The sequence below is a fragment of the Mesorhizobium sp. B3-1-6 genome, from assembly GCF_006439555.1.
Lineage (GTDB): Bacteria > Pseudomonadota > Alphaproteobacteria > Rhizobiales > Rhizobiaceae > Mesorhizobium.
In genome coordinates this window covers 25,155-41,166 of sequence record NZ_VFTM01000005.1, presented here as the reverse complement: position 1 = coordinate 41,166, position 16,012 = coordinate 25,155, and the positions used below count along the sequence as shown (strand labels likewise).

Genomic DNA, 16,012 nt, shown 5'->3' with positions numbered 1-16,012 from the left:
AGCGCCGCGAAGGCTAGGCCGGAAAAGCTTGGCGGTAAATCGGCGGGAAGGTAACGCGGGCGCTTTATTTTCAGGGGAGCCGGCTGGCCTCAGGGGCCGCGCAGGCTGTTGGCGATGGCGCCGACCAGCGGGTCGTATTTAGCCTTGAGCGCGGCGGGATACTCGATCCAGACGGTACGTATGACGTCGTCCTTCCCGAAGAGGCGCCGCTCGTAGAAGATCTTGCCATCCCTGGTGCCGGAAAGCACCGCCCAATCCTTGCTGGTCTTGCTGTAGGTGACCTTGTAACCCGGTTCGGTGCTGGCTTTCTCCTGAGCGACGAAACCTTGCGGCGTGTCGTTGTCGACATTGTAGATGCCGGAACAGGTCAGGCTGGCGCGGTCGGCGCTAAGCCATTGCTGCCCGTCGCCATTTTCCGGCTCGGGCATCGGCTTGTCGAAGATCTCGTCGGGGAATGTGCATGACTGGCCGAATCGCGCATTCACGTAGGTGAACGGCTTGGCCGTCGCCTCGGTCGTCGTGATTATCGATAGGGATACGACAGCCGCCAGTGACGACAAGCCGAAGCGCTGCGGACGTTGCATGATCCCCCCTTCGGTCGATGACCAGAAGAGATCATGCATCAATCAGTGGAAAAAATCAGCCGCCGGTGACGCTCATATGCCGCGACACCGAAGGGCGGCTGGTGCGGCGGTCGATGATGAAATCATGGCCCTTGGGCTTGCGGCCGATGGCCTCGTCGATGGCCTCGCCGAGCAGTTCGTTGCCTTCGGAGGCGCGCAGCGGCGCCCTGAGATCGGCGGCGTCCTCCTGGCCGAGGCACATATAGAGCGTGCCGGTGCAGGTCAGCCGCACGCGGTTGCAGCTCTCGCAGAAATTGTGCGTCATCGGCGTGATGAAGCCGAGCCGGCCGCCGGTCTCGGCGACATGGACATAGCGGGCGGGGCCGCCGGTCTTGAAAGGAATATCGGAAAGCGTGAACTGGCGTTCCAGCGAGGCGCGCAGCATCGACAACGGCAAATACTGATCAGTGCGGTCGGCCTCGATCTCGCCCATCGGCATCGTCTCGATGAGGGTGAGGTCCATGCCGCGGCCATGCGCCCAGCGCATCAGTTCGGGGATCTCGGCGTCGTTGAAGTCGCGCAACGCAACAGCATTGAGCTTGATCTTCAGCCCGGCCTTCTGCGCGGCGTCGATGCCTTCCATCACCTTGCCGAGATTGCCCCAGCGCGTGATCTGGTGGAATTTCCCGGCATCGAGCGTATCGAGCGAGACGTTGATGCGCTTGACACCGCAATCGGCGAGCTCTGCGGCGAAGCGCGAAAGCTGCGAGCCATTGGTGGTCAGCGTCAGCTCTTCCAGGGCGCCGCTCGCGAGATGCCGCGACAGCTGGCGCACCAGATGCATGATGTTCTTGCGCACCAGCGGCTCGCCGCCGGTCAGCCGCAGCTTCTTCACGCCCTTTTCGATGAAAACGGTGCAGAGCCGGTCAAGCTCTTCCAACGACAGCAGATCCTTCTTCGGCAGGAAGGTCATGTCCTCGGCCATGCAATAGGTGCAGCGGAAATCGCAGCGGTCGGTGACCGACACGCGCAGATAGCTGATCGTGCGACCGAAGGGGTCGATCATGTCCATTTGCAAGCGTTTCCCATGGCCTGAGCGGCGTCGTTATATATAGCTATGTGATACGATCCAATGCCGCATTCAAGATAGAATGTCTCGATCTTTGGTAACATTCCCCGACCGACATCGCGTGTCGGCTGCTTTCTAATGATCCTTTTCGGATCGCGCGAAGCGGCGTAGGGAAGGGCGCAACCCAGACAGGACAGCCATGACCGCGCCAAAGGAACTCAGGGTCTCGAAGGACCGCAAGCTCTTGACCGTGACCTTCCCCGGCCACCAACCGTTCGAATTGCCGGCGGAGTTCCTGCGCGTGGCCTCGCCATCGGCGGAGGTGCAGGGCCATTCGCCGGAGCAGCGGGTGACGGTGCCCGGCAAGCGCAATGTCGCGATCCTCAAGATCGACCCGGTCGGCAATTATGCTGTGCGCATCACCTTCGACGATTTCCACGACACCGGCATCTTCACCTGGAGCTATCTGCATACGCTCGGCCACGAAAAGGACGAGCGCTGGAACGCTTATCTTGCCGAGCTGGCCGAGAAGGGACTGAGCCGAGATCGCTAGCCTGGCGCATGGCATCCAATTTCGGCAGCCGGCTGTCGTCAAGGCGTCATGGACATGGAGTAGCGCCAGCAAAAGGTCGGGAGGCGAAAAAGATGTCGCTCATCACATCCGTCGAACAGCTCGAGGCCCTTTACGGGTTGCCGGGCGAGGCTTCGGTCGTCAAGGAGCTCGACCATGTGATTCCCGAATATGCCGCCTTCATCGAGGCGTCGCCCTTCGTGGCGCTGGCGACCAGCGGACCGGAGGGACTCGATTGTTCGCCGCGTGGCGATCTCGGGGGCTTCGTACGCATCGTCGACGACAAGACGCTGATGATGCCGGACAGGCGCGGCAACAACCGCGCCGATTCGCTGAAGAACATCATTCGCGATCCGCGCGTCGGGCTGCTCTTTCTGGTGCCGGGCTCGGGCACCACGCTGCGCGTCAACGGCCGCGCTCATATCACAACCGATGCCGGGCTTTGCGCGTCCTTCATGGTCGACGGCAAGCCGGCTCGCTCGGTCACCGTCATCGATGTCGACACGGTCTATTTCCAATGCGCCCGCGCTATCGTGCGCTCCGAACTGTGGAACCCGGCTAGGCATGTCGACCCGAAGTCGCTACCGACGCCCGGCCAGATCCTCGAGGTCACCAGCCGCAAGAACATCGATGCCGCGGCCTATGACAGAGAATGGCCGGAGCGGGCGAAGAAAACCATGTGGTAATCGGAAGCCGGCTCAGGCTTCCTTCAGCACGTCGGCGATCTTGCGCATCTGCTCGCCGATCATGTCGCACTGCTCCGGCGTCGATTGGCTCATCGCCTTCTCGATCAGCGCCATGTGAACCTTCAGAGCCTTCATCAGCAGGGCTTCGCCCGCCTCGGTCAGGTTCAGCCGCAGCACCCGCTTGTCCTTTTCGTCGCCCTCGCGGCGAAGCAGGCCGCGCGCCTCGAGTTGCGGCAACAGCATGGTGATGTTGGAGCGGCCGACCAGCAGCTTGCGGGCAAGATCGTGCTGCGACATGCCTGGGTGGCGATAGAGGTTCATCAGCACGTCGAGCTGCGCCGGCTTGAGGTCGAGCGGGGCGAGCTTCACCGCCAGCGTGCGCTCCAGCACATGGCAGGCGCGCGCGACCGCAACCCAGTTGCGAAAGCGAGGATTGTCCCAGGGCAGCTCTTGTTTAATGTTCATGTTTGAACTATTATGTTCATGCTTGAACGAATGGATGGATCGCCAATATGGCATCATTTGGATTGAAGGTCATCCGCGGCGTCTTTGGCGCGGCCGAGCATGTCATGCCACGTCTCGGCGGCCGCGCCGCATTCGAATTGTTTTGCCGCACACCCAATGCCAGATCCTTGAGCGACGGTGAGCGTCGCGCTGTCGATCGCGCCTCGGACTTCATGGCCGAGGCGCGCCACCACCGGCTGAGGACCAGGACGGATTGCGTGGCGGTGCATGAATTCCGCCCGGAGCCGGGCAGGGAGCCGCGCGGAACGGTGCTCGTCATCCATGGCTGGCGTTCGCGCACCGAATATATGCGCGCCCTGATCGAAGGGTTTCGCGGCGCCGGCTACAAGGTCGTCTCGCTCGACCTGCCCGGGCATGGTCATTCGCTCGGCCGCCATCTCAACATGGTGACTGCCGTGGACGCGGCGCGGGTCGCTGGCGAATGGTTCGGCCCCTTTGCCGCCGTCGTCGGTCATTCCTTCGGCGGCGCCATTGCCGCCAATGCCGTCGCGGCATCGGTCAAGGGCATGCCGCCGCTTAAGGCGCAGAAACTGGTGCTGATTGCCGCGCCGAGCTCGCTGCCGGCAATCTTCGACGATTTCAGCGACATGATGAATGTCGGGCCGCGCTCCCGCCTCGCCATGGCGGATCGGGTAAAACATCTGTCGGGTCGGCCGCTCAGCGAATTCACTGGCGACCGCCAACTTGCGGAGGCGCCGGTGCCGACGCTGATCGTCCACGCGCCGGACGACCGCGAAGTCCATGCCGACCATGCGAAGCGTTATGCGGGCGCCGGCGAGCATGTCCACTTGCATTGGGCCAATGGGCTTGGCCATCGTCGCATCCTCGCCGACAGGGATGTCGTTGCGCGCGCGGTCGGTTTCGTGACCGGGCAACGCGAAACGACCCTGCACTAGATCGTGATGCGTTTCGTTGAATCGCCGTCACGATCTAACTCTTTGTTGGAGCATGATCTTTCTCCGAAAACCGGTTCCCACTTTTCAGGATCATGCACTAGGAGATTTGCGAGCCTGCGTTCGGTCCCGGGCCACCGCGGCCAAGGCGTGGCTCCGTTCCCGCCAGCAGCCGTTGAATGTTGGCGCGGTGGCGCAGGATCACGTAGAGGCTGCCCGCGATCACCAGCAACCGATAGGGCAATGGTTGCTCCAAGCCGCAGACAAGCGCGACCGCCGTCAGCGCCGCCAGCATCGAGCTCAGGGAAACGATCCGGAAAAGAGCGAGTGTGGCCGCAAATGCCGTGGCGGCACCCAATCCTACGGGCCATGACATCGCCAGCAACACGCCAAGTCCCGTCGCGGCGGATTTTCCGCCCGTGAAATTCAGCCAGATCGACCGGCCGTGCCCCAGCAGCACGGCAAGTCCGGCCAGGCAAACGAGCCAGGGCGCCAAGGTCTCCAGTTCAAGCGCCATCGGTGGCGTGGCGGACGATATCGCGTAGCACCAGGGATAAAACCAGCGAACAAAGACGATCGCCGCCACGCCTTTCAGCACATCGACAAGCAGAACCGCCAATGCCGGCCATTTGCCCAAGGTTCTGAGCACGTTGGTCGCGCCGGTGGATCTGGAGCCGTGCTCGCGTATATCGATGCCCTTGAGAAGTTTGCCGGCCAGGTAGCCGGTGGGCGTGGAACCGAGGAGATAGGCGACCGCCAATCCAACCGCGCTTGCTATCCAGAAAACCATTGGGTCGATTGATCCCAGACGTTGCGGAAAACTGTGATCAGTCGGCTTTTTTCTTCTGGCCGGGTTCGATCGGCAGGCCGGCCGCTTTCCAGGCGGTGTAGCCGCCGAGGATGTGCTTGACCGGTGTCAGGCCCATGTCCTGCGCCGTCTTGGTGGCCAAAGCCGAGCGCCAGCCGCCGGCGCAGAAGAAGACGAAGGTCTTTCCGCTGGCGAAGAACGGCTTGTGATAGGGGCTTTCGGGATCGATCCAGAATTCCAGCATGCCGCGCGTCACGTGCTTGGCGCCGGGGATCTTGCCATCGCGCTCGACCTCGCGCGGATCGCGCAGATCAACGAAGATGGTGTCTTCGTCCTCCAGCAATCCGGCCGCTTCCTCGGGCGACACAACCTCGATCTCGGCATTCGCCTCGTCGAGCAGCTGGCGATAACCTTTCTTCACGGCAAATCCTCCCCGGATTTCCAGCATAACGGCCGGAGCTTATCACGTCCGGGCCAGTTTCCGCCGATGTCTGGCGCAACGCCGCAAGCATGGCGCGAACCGAGGCAGGTCACACCGTCTCACAATGATGTGAAACTGTTCTGCAACACGGCTGCGAAAATTTATGAAAGCTTAACGAAATCGGTATGAATCGGTATAGTCACGTCATACATCCGCCATGCGGAGGGCGGGACCGTCCAGCGGCGCGGAACGGGAACCGGTTGCAACCGGTGCGGGTGAAGCATGAAAGTCCTCGGGAACAAGAAAACCCTCCTGCCGATCGCAATCGCGGCAACGCTCGCCTTCGGACAACAGCCGGCAAGCGCGCAAGGGCTGTTCGACATGCTGTTCGGCGGCGGTATCCGGCATAACCCGCAAGGTGAATTTCCGCCGCCGCCGAAGCCACGCAAGATACGGCCGGCAGAGCCCGACGGAGGCGGTGGTGTCAGGATCAGCAGCCCGACCTACAACACCTACAGGGCCGACAAGCTCGTTCGCGTCGATTTCAAGTCGCTGCTGCCGGCGCCGCAGCCGGCGACCGCGCAGGATGCCGCCTATGTGCCGTCGGTGACGGGCAACAGCTTCCGCGACGCCGTGGCTGGCTTGAGCGAGTACGAGCTGTTCGCCGAGCCGGATATCGCCAAGGCACTGATCGCCTATTATTCGGCCAATCCGGATTTCATCTGGGTGAGCGACAACATCCCCAACAGCCGAGCGCAGGATGCGGTGCGCGTCCTGGGCGAGGCGGCAAGTTACGGCCTGACGCCGGCCGACTATTCCGTCGACGTTCCGGCTGCCGCGACTTCCGCTACGCCTGAAGAGCGGACCAAGGAACTGGTCCGCTTCGAGATGGCGCTGTCGGCGCGCGTGCTGCGCTATGCGCAAGATGCCCAGAGTGGCCGCGTCTACCCCAACCGGATGACCGGTTACTACGATTTCCCGGCCAAGCCGTTCGATCTCGAAGGCGCGCTGAAGACGCTGGCGCATACCCAGGAGGTCCGCACCTATCTCGAATCGCGCCACCCGCAGAATGCCGAGTACCAGGCGCTGCGCGTCGAATTGGAAGCGCTCGAGGCGAGCGAGGAAAACGAGATCGTCGTCAATCCGAAGCTGTTGCTCAAGCCCGGCGAGAGCAGCCCGGAACTGCCGAAGTTGCTGACGCTTATTTCCCGCAATCTCGATGATGAGATGGGTGGCAACTATGGCGAGGTGCTCGCCAGGCTGGGCAAGAGCGAGCTCTACGACCCCGAACTGGTGCCGGTGATCAAGGCCGTGCAGCAGCGCGCCGGCATGAAGGGCGACGGCGTCATCGGCCCGCGCACCGTGGCCTCACTGGCCGGCGCCTCGAAGGCCGACAAGATTGAGAAGGTCAAGGTGGCGCTCGAGGAACTGCGCTGGATGCCGTCGGATCTCGGCAGCCCGCGCGTCTTCATCAACCAGCCGGCCTTTACCGCCAGCTATATCGACAATGGCGAGGAGAAGCTGAAGACCCGGGCGGTCATCGGCCGGGTCACCAATCAGACCGCCTTCTTCTACAACCAGATCAAGCAGGTCGACTTCCACCCCTATTGGGGTGTGCCGCAGTCGATCATCGTCAACGAGATGCTGCCGAGGCTGCGCAGCGACCCGGGCTATCTCGACCGCGCCGGCTATGAGGTGACGGATTCGCGCGGCAAGCGCATTCCGTCCTCGGCGGTCAATTGGGGTGCCTATGGCGCCAACATCCCCTTCAGCGTGCGGCAGCAGCCGAGCGAAGCGAATGCCTTGGGCGAATTGAAGATCCTGTTCCCCAACAAGCATGCCATCTACATGCACGACACGCCGCAGAAGTCGTTCTTCGCACGCGACATGCGCGCGCTCAGCCATGGCTGCGTGCGGTTGCAGGATCCGCGCGGCATGGCCGCCGCCGTGCTCGGCACCTCCGTCGACGATATCGCCGAGAAGCTGAAGCATGGGCATTCGACCGAGAATGTCACGCGTGTCATCCCGGTCTATGTCGCCTATTTCACCGCATGGCCAGACATGTCCGGCAAGGTCGAGTATTTCGACGACGTCTATGACCGCGATTCCAAGCTGATGCAGGCGCTCGACGCGACCGAAGCGGTGCGCACGCCGTCAAGCTGAGCGCTGTCTACTTTCAAGCAATTCCGGACGGAAGGCCACGGCGAAGCCACCGAACCCGACCGCTTCACACGTTTCTTGGAAGTGCCTTGATGAGCGGCCGGCGGAAGCCGGCGTCGCGCCCGGCGATAAGCCAGTAGACCAGCCCGGCCACGAGGCCGGCGGCGGCGATGATGCCCATGTCGGCCCAGCGTTCCGGATCATCGGCGGCGTCCGGCCAGATCAACATGAAACCGGCAGCCGCGGCGGCAGCGCCGAACAGCATGTGCAGCCAAAAGTTTCGCAACGAAAGGAACTCGGCGATCAGGGCGAAAACCAGCGTCTGCATTCCGGTCAGGATGATCGCCAGGAAGTAGACGAACATGCCGAGAGGCGGCACCACCAACACGGCGACTGGGGTGAACTCCATGAGCTCGAAGTAGCCCGGCGCGTTGGGCAGCGAGCTCAGTATCGCGTAGATCACCACCACTGCGATCAACCCGACAAGCACCGCGACCAGATAGCCGACAAGCACCATCAGGATGCGCTTCAGGACGTAGCCGATCATTGCCATGCACCCCCGTGCCCGCAATCATGGCGGGCAGTCAGCCACCAAAGTTGTGACGATGCAAGGGCGGTTTGTCGCGCTGGCTCCGCCCGGCGCCAAGGTCTTCAAGCGCCACCACACAGATGCTGGGAATCGGGCAGGGCCCATGCGCCTTTGGCGGCGAGGTCGACGGCGTAGTACACCATGCCGCAGAGGTCGTTTTTCGGGCAGTCGCGCGGGATAGAGATCAGGCGTATGACGACCGGATCGCCGACCTTGGAACTCGCCAGTCCCGGTTCGCGGTCATAGGAGACCGCCGTGCCGCCGTTGGTAAATCTCGCCGCGCTGCCGGCTTCCGGGCTGGCGGCTTCCAGCGGGTCGTCACCCAGCCTCGTCGTCAGCGCCGTGATATGGGTGAAGCCGCATTTTCCGATCGATACGGGCAAGAGCTGATCGGTTGGCTTCGGCGTCCTTGCCGCAAGGTCGAGCGCCTTCTTGCCGATGAGCGCGATGTTGTAGTCCTGCACCCATTGCGGCGCATTGCCGTAAGTCTGCAGCGCATTGTTCTGCGCGCTGACGATGCAGGCTGCGTCCGTCTTGCAGGCATTCCGATCGGCGACCAGTTTCCTGGCGATCCCGCGTTTGTCGCCGCCGAAGGCGGGCTCAAAACCGGCATAGGCCTTGGTGACCAAAGCATCGATGGCCGACATTTGCGGGTCGGCGCAGATCGCCTTCTCGGCTGGCAACTGCGCCTTTCGGCAGTCGAAAGAGGGGCCATCCGCGAGCGCCTGGCCCGATCTCCCAAGCATCGATACGGCTACCAGCAGGGCGTTAGCGCAGATGTGAAGCCGTATGTCTGTCCCCCGGTCCGGCCTGTTTCGACGATCAAGTCTATGCCGAACGCAAGCACCGCGAAATGGCGGAGGCAGGCAACCGAACGAGGCTATTTGGGTTCGCCGGTCACGGGATCGTAGGTGATTTGGACCTTGGCCTTGTCCGTGGTGTAGTAGGTGACGGTGTAGCCGTCGCTGTCCCAATCGACCTCCTTTACGTAGCGGAAGTCGGTGCGGTGCTCGACCTTGGCGACAATCTCGGACAGTTTCTTTGCATTTTGCGGCGGCAGCGGCTGGTCGTCTGCTGCGAAGGCTTGTCCACTGACAAGCAGGAAAGCGATACCGGTTGCTAAAACAACAGTGCGCATGAGAGCCCTCAAATCTCGTCGGCGTAAGTGCCGTCAGAAACTCGCACGCAGGCGGGTTGGTTCCGCAGCGCCACAATAGCGGGTTTTTGCAGCGCATGCCTCGATGCGACCGATCCTTGCCGGCGAAAACAGGGTCAGTATTGTTCGACGGAGAAAAAATAATAATTTCAAATGGTAAAGTCGCGGTTCGGATGTGTCTCCTGACGTAACGAACGACTAACCATGCGCCGGACGGTGAATTCGTCATATTAGCCGTTCGTGGTAGAGCTTTCGGCAAGACCCTGATAGAATTCCGGTCATAACAGGGTGGCAACAGTGCGCCGGGCCTGCCGAGGATTTCCGTCGGCAGACGGCGACGCGTTTTTTTGAGCGCAGGTCACCTGTTCTGGACTGAAACGGGGACTGGGGGCTCGATCATGGCTGAACGGAATTATACCCGTCAGCTTGCGACAATCATTTCGATCGACGCCGTAGGATTCTCGAGGCTTATGGGCATCGACGACGAGTCGGCTGTCGCCGCCTTCGAGGAAAGGCGCGACATCATCGCCGACAGTTGCGGCGTATTTGGCGGGCGCACGTTCGGCGATGCCGGCGACAGCATCATGGCCGAATTCGGCAACCCGATCGAAGCCTTGCGCGCGGCCTTCGATTTCCAGGCCCGGATCGTGGCGCTGAATACGGCAGTCGCCGAGGACATGCGCATGCCGTTTCGCGCCGGGATCAACACCGGCGACGTCATCGTCCGGGAGGGCCGTCTTTACGGCGACGACGTCAATATCGCAGCCCGCCTTCAGGAATTCGCGCCGCATGACGGCGTCGCCATCTCGGCGACGACGTGGCATCACGTGAAGGACAAGACGGCGGCGGTCTTCACCGATCTCGGCGAGTTCAGCCTGAAGAACATCGCCCTGCCGGTGCAGGTCCTGATCGCCGGTCGCGGCGGCAACGGCCCTGTCGCGACGGCGTCCTTCGCTTCCATTCCCACCACGCCCAGTCATTCCAGGCCGATCGCCAAGGGGCCCCCGGCAATCGCCGTGCTGCCGTTCCAGGGCAACGGAAGCGAACCCGATGTCGGCTATATGGCCGACGGTATCGCCGAGGACATCATCTACGGTCTTTCCAACACGCGCTGGCTTTCGGTCATCGCCAAGGGGTCCAGTTTCCAGTTTCGCGACGACAGCCTCGGCACAAGGCTCATCGGCAACGCGCTGGGCGCCCGCTACATCGTCAGCGGCACGCTGGCGCGCTCCGACAGGCAGCTTCGTCTCAACGCGTCGCTCACCGACACCTCGAACGGGCGCCTGGTCTGGTCGCAACGCTTCGACCGCGACCTCGTCGATATCTTCAGCCTGCGCGACCAGATCGGCAGCGAGATCGTTTCCATCCTCGACAAGGAGGTCGACCGCGCCGAGCAGGCACGCACGTTCCAGGTGCCGTGGGAAAGCCTCGAAACCTGGCAGTTGGTCAGGCGCGGCCGTTGGCACATGAACAGGCGGACACGTCGCGATACCGAAATCGCGCTCGACTTCTTCGACAAGGCCTACCAGGAAGACCCGAACTCGAGCGCCGTGCTCAATGAGCTCGCATGGTGGTATTTCTGGCGGGCCTGGCTGCGTTTCGGCGACAGCGACGATCTGGAGAAAGTCGAGACGCTTGCGCGCAAGGCGCTTCTGATGGACAGCCTCGATGCGCGTCCGCATGCCTATCTCGGCGCGGCCGACATCATGCGCGGCCTTCCGGCGTTGGCGGCCGAGCATCTTGCCGAAGCGGTCCACATCAATCCGAGCTTCGCCTTCGCCCGCTCGGCCATGGGCAGCGCGTACCTTCTGCTTGGCGATGCGACCGGCGCGATACCGTTCTTCCTCGACACCGAGCGGTTGAGCCCGTTCGACCTCTATCGCTTCCACAATCTGGGGGAACTGGCCGCGGCCTATTGCTTCGTCGAGGACTGGGAGGCCGCGATCGCCAACGCCGAGCGCTCGCTCAACCTGTCGCCAAGTTACTTCTACGCGAGGTTCCTGAAGATAGGCGCCCTGATGAGAAGCGGGCGGCGCGACGAAGCGGCGCATGAGCTTGCGATTTTCATGACCAGGCATCCCGATTTTTCCGAGCAGAGGATACGCTGGATACCGTTCGTGGATCCGGCCAAGAACAATTTCCTGATCGGCAATTTCGATCGGGCGAAGTCCGCCGCATGATCGCCGGGGCCGACAACAAATGACTGTGATCGAATTCACATACGCCGGACCGATGCAAACCTAGGCCAGACAATGCCGGCATCGCATTGACGTGGATGGCCGGGGGGCTTGAACGCGATGATCACCTTGAAGTACTTCGCCGCCGTCCGCGCCGCTCAGAAGAGCCAGCGTCCGCTCGCCGAAATGCCACCGTTCGACATCAATCGGCTGCGTTCCAAGAGCGGCTTTGCTTCCCGCATCGTCGGTTTTCTTCTTGGCGATCCGCGCTGGCTGCTGGCGCTGCTGCGCCGTTTCTGGCCGAATCTCGGCTTCGGCAATTTCCTGCTCGTCACCAAGGGCGCGGATGTTCGCGACATATTGGAGCGGGGCGACGAGTTCGAAACGCCCTACGGCCCGGAAATGGCCGAACTCGCCCGCGGCTCGAATTTCATTCTCGGCATGCAGGACGGCGCCGCGTACCGGCAGATGAAATCGGCGGTGCTGAGCGCTTTCCCGCCGGCGGAGGTCGAAGCCGCCGTCAGGCCGATCGCCGAGCGGCATTCGCGCGACATCATGACCCGCGCCAGCCCAGGCTTCGATGCCATCGCCGGATTGATGAAGATCTTGCCGGTGCGTATCTGTCGCGATTATTTCGGCCTTGAGATCGACGACGAAACCGAGTTTGCCGACTGGTCGATCTCGCTCAGCGCGCTGTTCTTTTCGGACCCGACGGCAAATCCCGCCACGCGCCAGCTTGCCGTGGTCGGCGGCGATCGGCTGATCAAAATCATAGACCGTTCGATTGCCGCGGTCAGGGAAAGAGCGGGCAAGGACGACCGGCCGCTTGCCCGCCTCGTCGCGCTGATGGACCAAGGGCGCCTGTCGTTGCCCGACATTCATTCCATCATGCTCGGCATGGTCGCAGGCTTTGTGCCGACCAATGTGCTTGCCGGCAGCAATTGCCTGGATGTGATCCTGTCGCGATCCGATGCGCGGCGGGCCGTGGACGAGGCCATCGCGGCCGGCGATACCGGCAAACTCGACCGGGCGATCATGGAAGCCATGCGGTTCAAACCGATCTGGATCGGGCCATGGCGCTATACCAGGCGTGACGCAATCATCGGCAAGGGCACGCGCCGCGAGCGGCTGGTCAAGGCCGGAACGGTGGTCATGCCGGCGACGCTTTCGGCGATGTTCGATCCGGAGATCGTGCAGCGGCCGAACGAGTTCGATACGTCGCGCCCGCATCGCGACTACATGGTTTTCGGCTACGGCATCCATTTGTGCATCGGCGCCGAAATCGCCCGCATCCAGATCGGCGAATGCATCCGCGCCCTATTCAGCAAGCCGAAGCTTGGCCGCGTTCGGGGCAGGGCCGGCAAGATGGCCAATGTCGGCGCCTATCCGGCAAGCCTCAAGGTCGATTTCGAGCGTTCGCCGCTTTGCCGTACCGCCGACCAGTCGATGGTGACGGTTGTCTGCCCGATCACCCGCTCCATGCCGCTCGATGCGGTGCGCGACAAGGTCGCCGACCTCGGCAATCCCGCGATCGGCGAGCTGCGCGACGCGCTCGACAAGGTCGGCACCATACATTTCACCAGCCTGGCCGTCGCTCCCACCGGCAAGGATGAAAAAACGGGGATGGAGGCCGGCGCGCTGGTGTTCGAAATCTCCGGCGACGGCAGCACCGACGATGTCATAACCGCGATCGCGCAATCGATCGGGCACTGGCTGCGGCCGATCTTCAGGGATGTCTGCGGCCTGCCGGACGGCGGCTCGCTGGAGGATTTCCTGAAGAGGAACCACATAGAGATATCGCCGTCCTTCGGCAGCGCCGCGGGGCTGGTCTTCTCCGGCACGCCCGGCCATTCCGTGCGCCGCATTCTTGCCGAGGCACGGCTCGCCGACAGCGTGCGCGAGATCGCCGAAAAGCCACGCGCGGGCGCCGGCAATGCGATGGATGTGCTCGCCGAGGCGCGCCGGCATGTCCGCTGCCTCGGGCAATTCGGCTGGGCGTTCGAGCCCGCCGAAAGCCTGCTGGAAAGACCGCCGGGTCACTGGGCGCGCGCGCTGACGACGACGCTGCTGACGCCGGCGATGTTCGTCACTATCGCGATCGTCGTTCTAGCCTTTTGGCGCATGACCTATGTGCTGGTGTTCGGAAACCCGCATGGCGTCACCTTTGCCAACATCGCGATCGCCGGCGCCGCGCTTCTGCTTACGGTGCTCGGTCTGCTGGCTATTCTGGCTCTGTTCGTGGTCCTTTGCTTCCTGGCGTTGCGGCGGCTGGAGGACAAGGACCGGCCGGCGAACACGCCCGTCGACATCGGCGCGCTGGAAAAGATCCTCGCCAATGAGGACCACTGCGCGCAGAACAACCTGACGGCGATCTCGACGATGAAGCCGGGCATCTTGCGGCGGCTGGCGCTGCGGCTCTCCTTCTATCTGATCTCGATATCGGCGCAGAAAGTGTTCCGACCGGGCTTCCTCGCCACCATCAACACCATTCATTTCGCCCGCTGGGTGCTTTTGCCCGGCACCGACAGGCTGGTGTTCTTCTCCAATTACGGTGGCAGCTGGGAAAGTTATCTGGAGGATTTCATTGCCAAGGCCTCAGCCGGTCTGACCGGCGTTTGGAGCAACACCGAAGGCTATCCGCGCACGCGCTGGCTGTTCCTGGACGGCGCGCGCGACGGCGATCGTTTCAAGCGCTGGGCGCGGCGCCAGCAGGTGCCGACGCTGTTCTGGTACAGCGCCTATCCGCACCTCAACACACCGCGCATCCGCATCAACTCCAGGATCAGGCGCGGCATCGCATCGGCCACCGGCAACGAGGCGCGCGACTGGCTGAGCCTGTTCGGTTCGCTGCCGCGCCCGCAAGCACGGCCGGCGGACGCGACCAGCCTGCCTGAACCGGCATCCGCGCCGCTCGAAGAGCTGGAATCCGGGGAAATCCAATCCATCTTCTTCGGACCCTTCGGCGCGCTCGGCCACGCGCATATGCTTGCGATCCAGGTGCCGGAAGGATTGCCAGCACCGAAGCGCAAGGCGTGGCTCGATTCCGTCATCGACAGAACCAGTTTCGGCGACGGCGTGCCGGCCGGCCGCGCCATGACCGTGGCGTTCGGCCCCAACGGGCTGCGCCGGCTCGGACTGGAAGGTGGCGTCGACGACGAGCCGCTGGACACGTTTCCTGTCGCCTTCCGGCAAGGCATGGGAACGCCCGAGCGCAGCCGCATTCTCAACGACACCGGTCCCGACGCACCCGACAAATGGCAGTGGGGGTCGTCCGCCAAGCCCGTCGACGTCGTCATCGTCTGCTATGCCGGGACGCCGGCCGCGTTGAAGGCGGAAATCGCGGCCATGAAGCGACAGACGACAGGCGCAGGGATGTCCGTGGCCGCCGAACTGCCGCTGATGGTGCGACGCGATGGCAAGCGGGCGGTCGAACATTTCGGCTTCGTCGATGGCGTCTCGCAACCGATCGTCCGGGGCACGCAGCGCGCTGCCAAAGGAGCGGCGCCCATGCATCTGCTGGCGCCCGGCGAGTTCCTGTTCGGCTATCGCGACGAGCATGGCTTCTATCCGGCTTCGCCGTCGGTGGAGGCGGCGCTGGATCGCACCGGCATCCTGTCGCAGGTGCGGCGCAACCGTCAGATACCGGGGCAACCACCTCCGCCGCGCGATTTCGGCCGCAACGGCACCTTCCTCGTCGTGCGCCAATTCGAGCAGCATGTCGAATTGTTTGACGATTATTGCAGGAAAGCCGCGACGCAGGCTGCCGATGAGACCGGCGACCCCGCCATCGATCAGCGCTGGGTGGCGGCAAAGATGCTCGGCCGCTGGCAGGACGGCAGCTCGCTGGTGCGCAATCCGAATGGTCGCCCGGGCCGCGGCATCGACAATGATTTCGCGCTCGGCGCCGAGGACCCGCAAGGACATGCCTGTCCGCTCGGCTCGCACATACGCCGGTCCAACCCGCGCGATTCGCTCGGCGAGGACCGCGAGACGCAGATCAGGATCGGCAAGCGCCACCGCATCCTGCGCGTCGGCCGCACCTACGAGAAGAAGGACAGGGGCGGAAAGACCGAGAAGGGCCTGCTCTTCATGTGCCTCAACGCGGATATCGAACGTCAATACGAGTTCATCCAGCAGACCTGGGTCTCGTCGAACTCGTTCCAGGGCCTTGTCGGCGAGACGGATCCGACGATCGGCGCACGGGGCGGCGGCGGCCGGTTCTCGATCCCTTCCTGGGAAAAGGTCACCGTGCTCAAGGAGGTGCCGCAGTTCGTCACGACAAAGGGCGGCGGCTATTTCTTCATGCCGAGCCGGTCGGCGCTGCGCTATCTGGTCTCGCGGCTCTGACCGGTGCGCTGAAAGCTGTTCGTCGTTTCTCGGATGCGACGAATCGA

14 protein-coding genes are annotated in these 16,012 nt (G+C 63.1%); 6 read left to right on the top strand and 8 right to left on the bottom strand.

All coding sequences use genetic code 11. From position 1 onward, the window contains the following. Positions 1 to 89: 89 nt before the first annotated feature. Positions 90 to 584 carry a hypothetical protein gene (locus FJ414_RS06655; RefSeq protein WP_181175551.1) on the bottom strand — a complete coding sequence of 165 codons (495 nt, stop codon included), beginning with the start codon at positions 582 to 584 and terminating at the stop codon, positions 90 to 92. A 55-nt stretch (positions 585 to 639) separates the two neighbouring features. Then, positions 640 to 1,635, bottom strand: a complete 996-nt coding sequence (moaA, locus tag FJ414_RS06650) for a GTP 3',8-cyclase MoaA (protein ID WP_140642590.1) — start codon at positions 1,633 to 1,635, stop codon at positions 640 to 642. A 196-nt stretch (positions 1,636 to 1,831) separates the two neighbouring features. Between moaA and FJ414_RS06645 the strand changes: the two genes are divergently transcribed. Then, complete coding sequence (locus FJ414_RS06645; protein ID WP_140642588.1) at positions 1,832 to 2,185, top strand: DUF971 domain-containing protein; 354 nt, start codon at positions 1,832 to 1,834, stop codon at positions 2,183 to 2,185. 92 nt (positions 2,186 to 2,277) lie between these two features. Then, entirely contained in the window at positions 2,278 to 2,889 is a 612-nt protein-coding gene (locus FJ414_RS06640) for a pyridoxamine 5'-phosphate oxidase family protein (protein WP_140642585.1), read from the top strand. A 12-nt stretch (positions 2,890 to 2,901) separates the two neighbouring features. Here the strand turns inward: FJ414_RS06640 and FJ414_RS06635 are convergent, their stop codons facing one another. Further along, positions 2,902 to 3,354, bottom strand: a complete 453-nt coding sequence (locus tag FJ414_RS06635) for a MarR family transcriptional regulator (RefSeq protein ID WP_027169363.1) — start codon at positions 3,352 to 3,354, stop codon at positions 2,902 to 2,904. A 47-nt stretch (positions 3,355 to 3,401) separates the two neighbouring features. Between FJ414_RS06635 and FJ414_RS06630 the strand changes: the two genes are divergently transcribed. Beyond that, positions 3,402 to 4,310 carry an alpha/beta hydrolase gene (locus FJ414_RS06630; protein ID WP_140642583.1) on the top strand — a complete coding sequence of 303 codons (909 nt, stop codon included), beginning with the start codon at positions 3,402 to 3,404 and terminating at the stop codon, positions 4,308 to 4,310. A gap of 97 nt (positions 4,311 to 4,407) precedes the next feature. Here the strand turns inward: FJ414_RS06630 and plsY are convergent, their stop codons facing one another. Together plsY and FJ414_RS06620 are read right to left on the bottom strand one after the other, a co-directional pair. After that, positions 4,408 to 5,097, bottom strand: a complete 690-nt coding sequence (gene plsY / locus FJ414_RS06625; protein WP_140642580.1) for a glycerol-3-phosphate 1-O-acyltransferase PlsY — start codon at positions 5,095 to 5,097, stop codon at positions 4,408 to 4,410. Positions 5,098 to 5,134: 37 nt separating this feature from the next. Continuing rightward, a complete protein-coding gene (locus FJ414_RS06620) occupies positions 5,135 to 5,536 on the bottom strand; it encodes a rhodanese-like domain-containing protein (protein ID WP_140642578.1) in 402 nt (133 codons plus the stop codon). Between the two features lie 282 nt (positions 5,537 to 5,818). On the opposite strand from FJ414_RS06620, the gene FJ414_RS06615 reads away from it, so the two are divergent. Then, positions 5,819 to 7,699 carry a murein L,D-transpeptidase gene (locus tag FJ414_RS06615; protein ID WP_140642576.1) on the top strand — a complete coding sequence of 627 codons (1,881 nt, stop codon included), beginning with the start codon at positions 5,819 to 5,821 and terminating at the stop codon, positions 7,697 to 7,699. A gap of 64 nt (positions 7,700 to 7,763) precedes the next feature. Here FJ414_RS06615 and FJ414_RS06610 read toward each other — a convergent pair whose 3' ends face one another. From FJ414_RS06610 to FJ414_RS06600, 3 genes are all read right to left on the bottom strand, one after another. Then, complete coding sequence (locus tag FJ414_RS06610; RefSeq protein ID WP_140642574.1) at positions 7,764 to 8,249, bottom strand: hypothetical protein; 486 nt, start codon at positions 8,247 to 8,249, stop codon at positions 7,764 to 7,766. Positions 8,250 to 8,347: 98 nt separating this feature from the next. Then, entirely contained in the window at positions 8,348 to 9,031 is a 684-nt protein-coding gene (locus FJ414_RS06605) for a lysozyme inhibitor LprI family protein (protein WP_246672314.1), read from the bottom strand. Between the two features lie 134 nt (positions 9,032 to 9,165). Next, positions 9,166 to 9,423 (bottom strand): PepSY domain-containing protein, encoded by a 258-nt coding sequence (locus FJ414_RS06600; protein WP_140642572.1) that lies wholly within the window; start codon positions 9,421 to 9,423, stop codon positions 9,166 to 9,168. Positions 9,424 to 9,839: 416 nt separating this feature from the next. Between FJ414_RS06600 and FJ414_RS06595 the strand changes: the two genes are divergently transcribed. Then, a complete protein-coding gene (locus FJ414_RS06595; protein WP_140642570.1) occupies positions 9,840 to 11,621 on the top strand; it encodes an adenylate/guanylate cyclase domain-containing protein in 1,782 nt (593 codons plus the stop codon). A 117-nt stretch (positions 11,622 to 11,738) separates the two neighbouring features. After that, the gene (locus tag FJ414_RS06590) at positions 11,739 to 15,965 is read left to right on the top strand and encodes a cytochrome P450 (RefSeq protein ID WP_140642981.1); all 4,227 of its coding nucleotides are present in this window, start codon (positions 11,739 to 11,741) and stop codon (positions 15,963 to 15,965) included. The last annotated feature ends 47 nt before the right edge of the window (positions 15,966 to 16,012 follow it).

What these genes read in the sequence shown, in the direction of transcription:
- FJ414_RS06655 (WP_181175551.1), bottom strand. Translation starts at nt 584, where the DNA reads ATGCAACGTCCGCAGCGCTTCGGCTTGTCGTCACTGGCGGCTGTCGTA.
- moaA (WP_140642590.1), bottom strand. Translation starts at nt 1,635, where the DNA reads ATGGACATGATCGACCCCTTCGGTCGCACGATCAGCTATCTGCGCGTG.
- FJ414_RS06645 (WP_140642588.1), top strand. Translation starts at nt 1,832, where the DNA reads ATGACCGCGCCAAAGGAACTCAGGGTCTCGAAGGACCGCAAGCTCTTG.
- FJ414_RS06640 (WP_140642585.1), top strand. Translation starts at nt 2,278, where the DNA reads ATGTCGCTCATCACATCCGTCGAACAGCTCGAGGCCCTTTACGGGTTG.
- FJ414_RS06635 (WP_027169363.1), bottom strand. Translation starts at nt 3,354, where the DNA reads ATGAACATTAAACAAGAGCTGCCCTGGGACAATCCTCGCTTTCGCAAC.
- FJ414_RS06630 (WP_140642583.1), top strand. Translation starts at nt 3,402, where the DNA reads ATGGCATCATTTGGATTGAAGGTCATCCGCGGCGTCTTTGGCGCGGCC.
- plsY (WP_140642580.1), bottom strand. Translation starts at nt 5,097, where the DNA reads ATGGTTTTCTGGATAGCAAGCGCGGTTGGATTGGCGGTCGCCTATCTC.
- FJ414_RS06615 (WP_140642576.1), top strand. Translation starts at nt 5,819, where the DNA reads ATGAAAGTCCTCGGGAACAAGAAAACCCTCCTGCCGATCGCAATCGCG.
- FJ414_RS06610 (WP_140642574.1), bottom strand. Translation starts at nt 8,249, where the DNA reads ATGGCAATGATCGGCTACGTCCTGAAGCGCATCCTGATGGTGCTTGTC.
- FJ414_RS06605 (WP_246672314.1), bottom strand. Translation starts at nt 9,031, where the DNA reads ATGCTTGGGAGATCGGGCCAGGCGCTCGCGGATGGCCCCTCTTTCGAC.
- FJ414_RS06600 (WP_140642572.1), bottom strand. Translation starts at nt 9,423, where the DNA reads ATGCGCACTGTTGTTTTAGCAACCGGTATCGCTTTCCTGCTTGTCAGT.
- FJ414_RS06595 (WP_140642570.1), top strand. Translation starts at nt 9,840, where the DNA reads ATGGCTGAACGGAATTATACCCGTCAGCTTGCGACAATCATTTCGATC.
- FJ414_RS06590 (WP_140642981.1), top strand. Translation starts at nt 11,739, where the DNA reads ATGATCACCTTGAAGTACTTCGCCGCCGTCCGCGCCGCTCAGAAGAGC.